This window comes from Streptomyces sp. NPDC001156 (assembly GCF_053598275.1).
On sequence record NZ_JBSFJX010000400.1, the window covers coordinates 1 to 3,615 of the forward strand.

Genomic DNA, 3,615 nt, shown 5'->3' on the forward strand with positions numbered 1-3,615 from the left:
GCGGATACCACCTGCCCAGGCACAGACACCAACCCGAAACCCGCTCAAAAACCCGTCAGAAGATCCACTTCAGGCCACGTCGGTGGATCAAGGCTAAGGCGCGTCGTTGGGGAGACTCGGCCTAACCATCGGCGCAGGTGGTCGTAGTCGTATCCCGGGAGCGGATCGGCGGGATGTTGATCTTGAGGAACGCCTCGCCGGGAGCCAATGTCCCCGGACCGGGACTGCCGACGGCACAGCGCGCTGGCGTAGGGCCGCCCGGACTTCACACATCGCCGCCGCACCGTCTCGTAGGAGACGACGGCGCCGCGTGTTGGAATATCCGCTCCTCTGCCCCGCGGAACGACAGCGGGAACCGGTGATACCGCCATACGCAGCGCCAGATGGCCTCGACCGGGTAGGGGTGGCCCTGTGCGACGCCGGCGACCCAACCGGACGACCTTTCCAGCCAATCAACCCCAAATCATCCCACCGGCGCAATCAACGCGCCAATGCCCTCGAACCGATCACGTGCGTAAACGCCGTCGTGATCAGCCGATAGGGACGTGATCACGGCCTGATGTGCGGAGGCGGTGTGAGCGTGTGAAGAACTTTATATGTGGCTGCCAGTTGGGCGCCCGATGGGACTTGTCATGCCGCGGGCTGCCCCCCTACGTTCGATCACCATGCTTGCATCCCCGATGATCAGCGTCATAGTCGCCGCTCACGACCTTCAGGGACACCTTGAAAACTGCCTGAATTCGATCCTAAACCAGTCTTTCCGGGATGTTGAGGTCGTCGCGGTCCTGGACCAGTCTGCTGAGTGCCCTGCGGACTTGGTGGATGACTATGCCCGGCGCGACGGGCGGGTCTCGGCCGTGCGCCTGAAGGACGTCGTCGGCGTTAGCCGGATACGCAACGCAGGGGCCGAGCACGCAGCCGGAGATTACCTGCTGTTCCTGGACAGCGATCACATCATCGGGGATGCAACCCTTGAGGCTATTGCCAACCAGCTACGAGCGGCAAACGAGCCGGACGTTCTTCTCTTCGGGCATACTCGCCTGCATCGCCGCCGCTCCTGGCCCGGTGCCGCCGCCGGGCTGCTTGCCCGGCAGGGACATGAGCCCTTCGCCCCGATCGACCAGCCCGAGTTTTTCGGTGCTCCCGCCTACTCCTGGGACCGTCTGTTCCGCCGCGACTTGTGGACCCGGCAGGGACTTGCATTCCCCGACGGCTTCTACGAGGAGGTCGCGGTCGTCCACCGCGCCATGCTCGCCGCTGACCGGATCGGCGTCCTGAAATGGAACTGCGTCCAAATCCGCCGTCGGCACACTCAACACCCTGCAGGCGCGCCGGGCGGCACCCATTTCGACGTCTTCGCCCGCTACGAAGAGAGCTTCGGCTTGCTCGAGGAGCGTAGCGCCCTGGACGTTGTGGCTCCGTTCCTCTTCACTCGTATGATTCGTCACTACCTCTTCCTTCTCAATCTCGAGGGATGCCTCTCGCGCACCGAGCGCCCTGAGTTCTTCGACCGCGCCAGCGAGCACTACCACCGGTTCCTCCCCGCCGGCTATGAGCGGCCTCACGGCCGCGAGGGTGTCAAGTTCCAACTCGTCGCGAGCAGGATGTACAGCGCTTTTGAGGCCGCCAGGCTTCCTCAGTTCGCGCGCAGCTTCGTCTCCCGAGACGCCACCGTCCGCGGAGGGTAGCCCGGGCTGGGCGGCACATTAAGACGTTGTTTCCGTGGCGTCGTTGACGCTTGGCGGATGGGCTGAGCGTGGGCCGCGTGGGCTCCTGATCGCGCGGGATGACACCCGCATGGCATCCCGGTGCGACGGCAGTCGTACCTCGTGAGCGTCCAGTGGGTCGAGTGCAGCAGTGGTCCGTTCGTGGCGTTGGGTTGCTCGTGTGCTATGCGGGATCGGGCTCTTTCCAGGGCAGTACATCGACCGTCTCAAGGGGCCAGTGGTGGTCCCTGTCCCTGTCGGGGTGTCGTGACTCGGCCTCCTGGACGTACTGCTCGTGCCAGTGAGCTGAATCCATGGCCGGCAGGACGTTGAAGCGGGAAACGAGAACCGAACTCGCGCTCAGCGACCCCTGTCACTTCGCCCACCGAGAGGCCTGGGCGCCCGTGCCACGCCACGTGTTGGGCGCCCAGGCCGGTCCTTGCGGGCAGGGGCAGACCCGCTACGGGGGGGGTTGCGAGCTGTTCGGTTTCGGATGTGCGTGAGTGTGTGTGAGTGTGCACGAGCATGTACTTGTTCGTGGTGTTGCAGCGCGCACGACCGCTTGGCGGGCACTGTCAGTGCCGGCCTGTACCGTTCTTCCTGTTGCTGATCAAGCGTTGAGGGAGGGGGCAGATCGATGCGAGGTGAGTCGCTGCGCACGATCGCTGCCCCCTTCGTGGCCGTCGGCCCGTCCGGCGTGGCGGTCCGCACCCGCATCAAGGGCCTCACGCCGGACGACGAGCAGGTGTTACGCCTGGTCGGCGCGCATCTGGGGTCGCTGGCCTCGAAGGATCTCAAACGCCGGTGCGCCGAGGGCCTGGAGCACTCCGCGGATACGTGGGCGGGGCGCAAGCGGGCCCTGACCGACACGTCGTCCTCGCGATGGGCCGGGAGCATCACCAAGGCCACCCACGATCAGTGGGCGCTGTCCCGGCGTGCCCAGCTCGCGCACATCCGCAGCCTTGAGGCCGGCATCAAGACGATCGCCCACCGCCTGTCGCTGCCGGTGGGCGAGAAGGGCTCGAAGCGGGCTCCGGGCGGATACCGCACCCGGCAGGAGTGGTTCCACAAGACCCGGCGACTGCATCTGCTCAAGGGCCGGCTGGAGCGGGAGCGGGCCGATCACGAGGTGGGGCGGGTGCGGGTCGTGCGGGGCGGCAAACGCCTGCTCCACACCCGACACCACCTCGACGCGGCGCAGCTCACCGAGCACGCGTGGCGGCGTCGTTGGGAAGCGGAGCGCTGGTTCCTGCAGGCGGACGGCGAATCGGGCAAGCGGTTGGGGAACGAGACGATCCGCGTCACCCCGGACGGCGAAGTCTCCCTCAAGCTCCCCGTCCCGCTTGCGCACCTGGCGAACGCCCCGCACGGCCGGTACGTCCTCGCCTCAACCGCGGTCTTCCACCACCGGCGCGACGAGTGGGCCGACCGCATCACCACGAACCGGGCCGTGGCCTACCGCATCCACTACGACACAGACCGCTGCCGCTGGTACCTCACCGCCTCGTGGACGATCCCGCCGGTCACCACCGTCCCCCTGTCCCAAGCCCGCACCGGCGGTCTGATCGGTGTCGACACCAACGCCGACCACCTCGCCGCCTGGCGGCTGGACGCCCACGGCAACCCGGTCGGCGAACCCCGCCGCTTCGTCTACGACCTGTCCGGCGCCGCGGACCACCGGGATGCCCAGGTACGGCATGCACTGATCCGGCTCCTGCACTGGGCGAAACGCCACGGGGTGTCGATCGCGATCGAAGACCTCGACTTCAGCACGGACACGACGCGGGAGAAGCACGGCCGCCAGAGGCGGTTCAGGCGGTTGATCTCCGGCATGCCCGTGTCCAAGCTGCGGGCCCGGCTCGTCAGCATGGCGGCCGAACTCGGCATCACCATCATCGCCGTGGACCCG

General features: G+C 66.9%; 2 protein-coding genes and 1 pseudogene. 2 read left to right on the forward strand and 1 reads right to left on the reverse strand.

The window, feature by feature from the left end; all coding sequences use genetic code 11:
* Positions 1-209: 209 nt before the first annotated feature.
* A pseudogene (locus ACWDA7_RS51230) lies at positions 210-448 on the reverse strand (IS6 family transposase); the annotation flags it as partial.
* A gap of 232 nt (positions 449-680) precedes the next feature.
* Here ACWDA7_RS51230 and ACWDA7_RS51235 point away from each other — a divergent pair.
* Together ACWDA7_RS51235 and ACWDA7_RS51240 are read left to right on the forward strand one after the other, a co-directional pair.
* Positions 681-1,688: a glycosyltransferase family 2 protein gene (locus ACWDA7_RS51235; RefSeq protein ID WP_450614887.1), complete on the forward strand. Its 1,008-nt coding sequence runs from the start codon at positions 681-683 to the stop codon at positions 1,686-1,688.
* A 655-nt stretch (positions 1,689-2,343) separates the two neighbouring features.
* Positions 2,344-3,615, forward strand: a 1,272-nt coding sequence (locus ACWDA7_RS51240) for an IS200/IS605 family accessory protein TnpB-related protein (RefSeq protein WP_450614889.1), incomplete at its 3' end; no start/stop codon positions are given.

Bases quoted from the DNA above. Each gene is read 5' to 3' on its own strand.
- ACWDA7_RS51235 (WP_450614887.1), top strand. From the start codon at position 681: ATGATCAGCGTCATAGTCGCCGCTCACGACCTTCAGGGACACCTTGAA.